General features: G+C 42.8%; 6 protein-coding genes. 1 reads left to right on the top strand and 5 read right to left on the bottom strand.

The window, feature by feature from the left end; genetic code table 11:
* Positions 1–7: 7 nt before the first annotated feature.
* From V7L01_RS22025 to V7L01_RS22045, 5 genes are all read right to left on the bottom strand, one after another.
* Positions 8–1,558 (bottom strand): mercuric reductase, encoded by a 1,551-nt coding sequence (locus V7L01_RS22025; RefSeq protein WP_335038416.1) that lies wholly within the window; start codon positions 1,556–1,558, stop codon positions 8–10.
* 339 nt (positions 1,559–1,897) lie between these two features.
* Positions 1,898–2,680, bottom strand: a complete 783-nt coding sequence (locus tag V7L01_RS22030; protein ID WP_335038419.1) for a TVP38/TMEM64 family protein — start codon at positions 2,678–2,680, stop codon at positions 1,898–1,900.
* Positions 2,649–3,407: a TVP38/TMEM64 family protein gene (locus tag V7L01_RS22035; RefSeq protein WP_335038465.1), complete on the bottom strand. Its 759-nt coding sequence runs from the start codon at positions 3,405–3,407 to the stop codon at positions 2,649–2,651. Before V7L01_RS22035 ends, V7L01_RS22030 begins: the two co-directional genes overlap by 32 nt.
* A 406-nt stretch (positions 3,408–3,813) precedes the next feature.
* Positions 3,814–4,524 (bottom strand): TIGR04283 family arsenosugar biosynthesis glycosyltransferase, encoded by a 711-nt coding sequence (locus tag V7L01_RS22040; protein ID WP_335038422.1) that lies wholly within the window; start codon positions 4,522–4,524, stop codon positions 3,814–3,816.
* Positions 4,521–4,922, bottom strand: a complete 402-nt coding sequence (locus V7L01_RS22045) for a CU044_2847 family protein (protein ID WP_292725774.1) — start codon at positions 4,920–4,922, stop codon at positions 4,521–4,523. Before V7L01_RS22045 ends, V7L01_RS22040 begins: the two co-directional genes overlap by 4 nt.
* A gap of 134 nt (positions 4,923–5,056) precedes the next feature.
* Between V7L01_RS22045 and V7L01_RS22050 the strand changes: the two genes are divergently transcribed.
* Positions 5,057–7,557 (top strand): nSTAND1 domain-containing NTPase (locus V7L01_RS22050; RefSeq protein WP_335038424.1); only part of this gene is annotated, 2,501 nt, incomplete at its 3' end.

The raw sequence follows: 7,557 nt of genomic DNA on the forward strand, positions 1-7,557 counted from the left end.
ATTTTGGTCAAGATAACTTTGTCAGAAATCCCAATATTTTTTTTGTATTTGATGTTAGGAGTGTACGACGATAAGCATCAGCTGCTTTTTTAATCGCTTCGGCTTGAGTCGGATAAGGATGAATCACACTGCTTAACTTGCTCAAACCGATCTTATTCACCATTGCCGTAGTCACTTCTGAAATCATTTCGCCCGCGTGACTGGCAACTATTGTCGCACCGATAATTTCATCAGACCCTTTTTTATGGTGGATTTTGAGAAATCCTGACTCTTCACCATCTGCGATCGCTCGATCTACACTACTAAAAGGTATCTTAATGGTCGTCACCTCAATACCCAATTTCTGTGCCTCGTGTTCGTACAACCCAACATGGGCAATTTCTGGGTCAGTATAAGTTACCCAAGGCATTACCAAACTACTGAGTTTCGAGCGTCCGATGCCAAAGGGGGAAAACAGCGTATTCTTAATTACAATCCGCGCCGCAGCATCAGCAGCATGGGTAAACTTCCAGTTCATGCAAATATCGCCAGCCGCATAAATTTTGGGATTGGTTGTCTGGAGATAGTCATTTACCTTCACGCCTTGGTGCTTGTCGTATTCTACCCCCACTGCTTCTAAGTTTAAACCTTCTACATTTGGCGATCGCCCCGCACCGACTAAAATTTCATCTACTGTCACCGAATCTCGATGGCCATTGGAGGAAAAGTAAAGCCGTTTCCCCTCGGTAACTGTTACCACTTCTTCCAACTTGGAATTCAGTACCACGCGAATTCCTTCGTTAATCAAAACCTTTTGGAGAATTTTGGCAGCTTCAACATCTTCTTTATTCAGAAGATGAGAACCGCTATGCAAAAGTACCACCTCAGAACCCAAACGCCGGAAAGCTTGCGCCAATTCGCAACCAACGGGGCCGCCACCAATCACTGCTAAACGTTCCGGTCGTTGAATCAGCGAAAAAACCGTCTCATTAGTTAGATAACCCGCCTTTTCAATTCCCGGAATCGACAGTTGTGCAGCTCTTGCGCCTGTAGCAATTACAGCTTTTTTAAACCGGAGGGTTTTGTCGCCAACTTCCACGGTATTTTTACTCGCAAATCGGCCGCTACCCAAAAAGACATCGACACCCAAGTTTTGAAACCGTTCCGCCGAGTCGTTATGGCTGATACTAGCTCTTACCCGCCGCATCCTTGCCATAACTTTGGGAAAATCGACATCAATATTATGTTGGGGAATATTAACCCCCAAATCTTGAGCATTCCAGATTTCGCCAACAACGCGGGCAGACCGAATAATAGTTTTAGATGGTACGCAACCAAGATTTAAGCAATCTCCACCCATGAGATGCTTTTCAATTATCGCCACTTTTAAACCCAAATCCAGACCCGCCGCACCCGCCGCCACCACTAATCCCGCCGTACCAGCCCCAATTACTACCAAATCGTAAACATCTGCGGGTTGAGGATTAACCCAATTTGGCGGATGGACGTAAGACACCAACTTTTGGTTATACTCATCCATTGGGCGAACTGTGACTCTCTCTAAATCTGAATTAGTCATTGGCGAAACCTCATTTAAGAATTGAAAATACTAAATTCACTTGATGTGACTTTTCACTCTTATCTAGAAAACCTCACTTCCATTCTTCTCTACTGCTAGGGAGCAGCTTTGAATTTTCCCCTTCCCTACAATGGGATGGGGTAGAGGGTTAGGTCTTTTGTTGGTTTTTCCACATCAACTGAATTGTCAAGGATGTCAACTAAAGATATAAAGTATGAAATTTGCGCTTCCTGAATCATTCATCCTAATTTTGAATACTTATTTTAAAAGGAATATAGCTTTTGAACTGTTTTGTCCGTTTGATAATTTACAGATAATTTTCCAAACTCAGTTTAATTTTTAATTGCTACTTACCTCCTCTTCTAGAGCTTTCCGCGCAATCCGGGTGACATAAACTGTCACAGCGACTGTAGCAATCAAACCCAAAATCCGAATTGCCCATTGTAAAGTCGGGTTGGTAGGTTGAGCCTCAGTACCAATCATGGCAAGATTACCTGCAAGCGAACCAATATAAACGTACATGATGGTTCCGGGAATCATGCCTACGGAGCCGATGAAGTAATCTTGAAGTGAGACTCCCGTGATTCCAAAAGCATAGTTGAGCAGATTGAAAGGAAATATCGGGGACAGTCGCGTTAACAGGACAATTTTTAATCCTTCTCTACCAACGGCTTGGTCAATGGCGGCAAATTTTTTGTTATCTGCAATTTTACGAGCAACCCAGCCCCTTGCTAAATAACGTCCCACAAGAAAAGCAGCAGTAGCACCAAGGGTTGCACCAATAAACACATAGAGAGAACCCCAAACTGCACCAAAAATCACACCAGCCCCCAAGGTGAGAATAGAACCTGGGAAAAAAGCGACGGTAGCGATAATGTAAAGGGCAATAAAAGCTATGGTTCCCAGCGCTCCCAGGCTATCAATCCACTGCAAGGCTTCGCGTAAAATGGTTTGGGGATTGAAAGAATTTGGATTTGCAGATTCTTGCGCCAAAGCTGGGTCTGTGTTTAATGAGAAAGCACTCGCCAATATCAGTAATATTAAAACACTTAGGCTAAAAAACTTCTGTAAGTTTCTGGCATTAATACTTTTAAATATCTGAATGATTGTTAGTTTTTTCATGAGTTGTGATTTCTTCTAATGCCACACTTTGAGCTAATGCTTTCTGAGCAATTTTTGTGATATATAAAGTCACAGCAACGGTAGCAATCAACCCAACTACTCGCATTATCCATTGCCAGACTTGAGTTTCTGGAGTAATTGGTTGATGAGCCGTGTTAATCATGGCAAGATTACCAGCTAAAGAACCAATATAAACGTACATCACAGTACCGGGAATAATGCCGAAGGAACCTAATATATAGTCTTTGAGAGAAACCTGTGTTACTCCAAAAGCATAATTTAATAAATTGAAAGGAAAAAGGGGAGAAAGACGAGTCAACAAGACAATTTTCCATCCTTCTTTAGCAACTGCTAAATCAATCGCTTTAAATTTAGGATGTTTTTTCAATTGTCGAGAAACCCAATCCCGCGACAGGTAGCGTCCAATGAGAAAAGCCAAGGTTGCTCCGATTGTTGCAGCAATTAGCACATATATCGATCCCCAAAATACACCAAATAGGCAACCACCTTTGAGGGTTAGCAGAGAACCCGGTATAAACAGTAATGTTGCCAAGTTGTAAATGACTATGTAGGCAATGGGCCCTAAAGCACCAAGACTGTGAACCCAAACGACTGAGGTTTGTAAAAGTTCCGGAATGTTTAACTGTTTACCAGCAATTACGAGAGTGACTATCAGGCAACTTAAGAGTAGTACTTTGAGTTTAGAATTTAATAAGCGCTTCTTCATTTTGATAAGTAGAAGGCAGCAGGCAGGAGATAGGAGGTTCAAAGGTGCAACTTCGAGGCTCAAAGGCGCAACTTCGAGGCTCAAAGGTGCAACTTCGAGGCTCAAAGGTGCAACTTCGAGGCTCAAAGGTGCAACTTCGAGGTTCAAAGGTGCAACGTTGAGGTTCAAAGGTGCAACGTTGAGGTTCAAAGGCGCTACTTCGAGGCTCAAAGGCGCAACGTTGAGGTTCAAAGGTGCAACTTCGAGGTTCAAAGGCGCTACTTCGAGGCTCAAAGGCGCAACGTTGAGGTTCAAAGGCACAACGTTGAGGTTCAAAGGCGCAACGTTGAGGTTCAAAGGCGCAACGTTGAAACTTACACCTCAAATCCAATGCCTCTAAAGATATACTACCTATATGAGAAACAGCTTAAAGCCTCTTAAATTTTTCTCGGCGATACCAGCGACGAATTCGCTCAGGTGAAACTCCGAGTAAATAAGCAATAATTACTAATTGATTAAGTAGCGTAGTTTTGAATACTCCCTTTTGCAACCATCTACGCGCTGAAGTAACAACTGGTGTAGGGATAATTACAATCCGTCCGGTGCGTTTTAAACGACGCATGAGTTCAAAGTCTTCCATGATAGGCAATTCAGGAAAACCGCCAATTTCCTGAAATACTGCTTTTGTTAAAAAAATTGCTTGGTCGCCATAGGGCATTTGGTAAAAATGCGATCGCAAATTTACACCCAACTCTACCCATCGTAAACTTAAAAGCGATGCATCAATCCGCAATTTAAACGCACCAGCCACACTCCCAGGCTGTTGTAGCGCTGTGCGAACCATATCATCAAACCCAGTCGGTAAACAGGTATCTGCATGGAGAAATAACAGAATCTCACCGCTAGCAGCTACAGCACCCGCATTCATTTGAGCAGCACGACCGGGAGACGATGAGATAACTTTGACATTTAAAGACTGAGCGATCGCTACAGTATCATCACTAGAGCCACCATCGACTACAATGACTTCTATATTTAGATTGGCTTGAGTAGTAGCAATGGCTTTTTTAATATTCCCCGCTTCATTAATAGCCGGAATAATAATCGAAATTTTGGCTGCGTCAATACTCTCACTCATGATTGCTGAGTTTTCTTTTCCGGTTGGTCAGGAAATGAACACTCTACCGTTATCTTAAGATTACTTTCAGCCGTGCCTTTAGTCACGTAAGGTATACCTGCTTCACCGCCAACTTTGATGCCAAATTCTAGAGTGACTTTATCAATATTAGCAACAGGGATTTTCTTAAAAGCATTCAGTGAATAAACAGTGTAAGCCCGAATTGTACCTTCAATTGCTTGGAAATTTTGCACTATCTGTTTTTGTGCAGCATCAGCATTCCATCCCTTATCAATTAGCGCTTCTTCTTCTCCCTCTGGAGAAACTTCGGTAATGACTGGTGGTGCATCTACGTTATTTGTGGCTTCAATGTAAATAATCGTGCCATCTTCTAACTGAATAGGTGTGAGTTGAGTCATGAGATAATCTCGCCTAAAAGAATTGCGTCTAGGGTAGCCCAGCAGTGCTTATCTACAAAATTTTACGAAAAATGCGGTAAATTTCTTGTAGAAGCTGGAAATAATTTGGCACAACTATCATAGGGCTTTGCAGGATGAGTCGAGACGCTTTGGTGGTGGGAATTAATACGTATGACCGCTTAAAGAGTCTCAACGCACCAGCTGCCGATGGTGAAGCGATCGCTCAAATCTTACAACAATATGGTGAATTTCGGGTAACGCGGCTACCAGCAGTCAAAGACAAGGAAAATGAGACGATTCGCATTGGTAAGCAAACTAAAGTTAGTTTAACTCAGTTAGAAAGAGCGATCGTCCAATTGTTTAAGCCAGATGGTAAGCCGCCAGACACAGCACTGCTGTATTTTTCTGGTCATGGGTTGCGGAAAAATCTAGGCATTCAGGAAGGCTTTTTGGCGACAAGTGAAGTCAACCCCGATGCGAGTAATTGGGGATTATCTCTACAATGGCTGCGGCGACTGTTGCAAGAAAGTGAAGTCAGACAACAAATTGTGATTTTGGATTGCTGCTATAGCGGAGAAGTGCTAAATTTTGCAGAGGCAGATCCAGGCGATCGCGGTAAAGGTAGAGACAGGTGTTTTATTGCGGCTTCTCGTGGTTTTGAAGTAGCTTTTGAAGAAATTAACAGCCAACACAGCGTACTAACTGCTGCACTGCTTCAAGGTTTAGAACCAAAACAAGACCGTTGGGTAAGTAACTACACTTTAGTAGACTTGCTCAATCAAGAACATCACCCATTCCCCCAGCGTCCAATTTTTGCTAACTCTGGTGAAGCAATTAATCTCACCCGCAAATGGAATTCCTCTCCTGTTAACTCCACAGTACAAGTATCAGCTATTTGTCCTTACAAAGGGTTGTTATATTTTGATTGCACAGAAGCAGATGCCAACTTATTTTATGGCAGAACAGCGTTAACCGACGAATTATTAGAAAAAGTGCGATCGGGTAATTTCCTGGCTGTGTTGGGAGCATCAGGAAGTGGTAAATCTAGTGTTGTCAGAGCAGGTTTACTTTATCAATTACAGCTAGGACGTAGGTTATCAGGTAGCGATACTTGGCAGTTGAAAATATTTCGACCAGGGATTAATCCCTTACAAAATTTAGCACTGGCTTTTGTAGAATCAGAATTATCAGATATTGAACGCGCATCTCAATTAGCAAAAGCAGAAGAATTAATTGCCAAAGGCGCAGTTGGTTTAGGACAGTTGATTACTGCTAGTCAAACTCAGCGTGTAGTGTTAGTGGTAGACCAATTTGAAGAAGCTTTTACTCAATGTCAAGACATTACCAAACGACAGCAGTTTTTTGAATGTGTGCTAGGTGCTTTGCAACGGGATGACAATAAACTCTGCCTAATAATCACAATGCGGGCTGATTTCTTTGGCAGATGTCTAGAACAAGAGTATGGCGGACTAGCTAAGAAAATTCAAGAGCATTTAGTAACAGTAACACCGATGAATCGGGAGGAATTAAAAACAGCAATTATCAAACCTGCTCAACAGGTGAACTTAGCAGTAGAACCGGAATTAGTTTCTCAAATGATTGCAGATGTAGAAAATTCACCGGGGAGTTTACCCTTGTTGCAGTACACGCTAACAGAACTATGGCAGCAAAGAACTGAAGAACGGTTAACCCTGACTACATATAGCAAACTAGGTGGAGTCAGGGGAACCCTGCAAACACGCGCTACAGAAGTTTATGAGTCATTATCACTTGAGGAACAGCAAGCAACAAAGCGGATTTTTTTAGAATTGACGCAGTTGGGAGAAGGAACAGAAGATACGCGTAGACAGGTTGTGCAACGAGATTTAGTTACTTCACAGCATCCAGAAGCTGTAATTAATAGAATAATTCAACGGTTAGCTGATGAAAAGCTAGTTGTCACCAGTACCTTATCCAATCAAGTTGCTGTGGTAGATGTGGCACATGAAGCACTGATTCGCCATTGGTTGCTATTACGCAAATGGATTGAAGAAAGTCGGGATGTATTGCGACAAAACCGGAAAATTGAAGCGGCAGCTATTGAATGGCGGGATAGGCGGAGGGTAAAGGATTATCTCTTTCAAGGGAAGCGGTTAAGAGAAGCAGAAGATTTTCCAAAGCAACAAACTGATAACTTAAGATTATCTGACTTAGCTATTGAGTTTATTCAAGCAAGTGTCAGACAAAGACGGAATAATCGCTTTCAGTCAATTGCTTTTTTCTTAATTGTTCCGCTGGCTTTATCAACAATATATGTGGGCATAGTTATTGAGAAACAGATTAGGATAAATCAGCTTTGGCAAACTGTTGATGCTGCTAGAGGAAAGAAGGATAGTGACGCAAGAATTCAAGCACTTGAAAAACTGGTTCAAGCTGGTGAGAGTCTAGCTAACAAAGATTTCAGAGGTGCCGACCTTAGCAATTCCGACCTCAGAGGTGCCAACCTCTACAACAGCAACCTCGGTGATGCCAACCTCAGCGGTGCCAACCTCAGCAGCGCAAACCTCGGTGATGCCAACCTCAGCGGTGCCAACCTCAGCAGCGCAAACCTCGGTGATGCCAACCTCAGCGGTGCCAACCTCAGCAGCGCAAACCT

Source organism: Nostoc sp. (genome assembly GCF_036917095.1).
Lineage (GTDB): Bacteria > Cyanobacteriota > Cyanobacteriia > Cyanobacteriales > Nostocaceae > Nostoc.

Excerpts from the sequence above, each read along its gene's own strand:
- V7L01_RS22025 (WP_335038416.1), bottom strand. The coding sequence starts at position 1,558 with ATGACTAATTCAGATTTAGAGAGAGTCACAGTTCGCCCAATGGATGAG.
- V7L01_RS22030 (WP_335038419.1), bottom strand. The coding sequence starts at position 2,680 with ATGAAAAAACTAACAATCATTCAGATATTTAAAAGTATTAATGCCAGA.
- V7L01_RS22035 (WP_335038465.1), bottom strand. The coding sequence starts at position 3,407 with ATGAAGAAGCGCTTATTAAATTCTAAACTCAAAGTACTACTCTTAAGT.
- V7L01_RS22040 (WP_335038422.1), bottom strand. The coding sequence starts at position 4,524 with ATGAGTGAGAGTATTGACGCAGCCAAAATTTCGATTATTATTCCGGCT.
- V7L01_RS22045 (WP_292725774.1), bottom strand. The coding sequence starts at position 4,922 with ATGACTCAACTCACACCTATTCAGTTAGAAGATGGCACGATTATTTAC.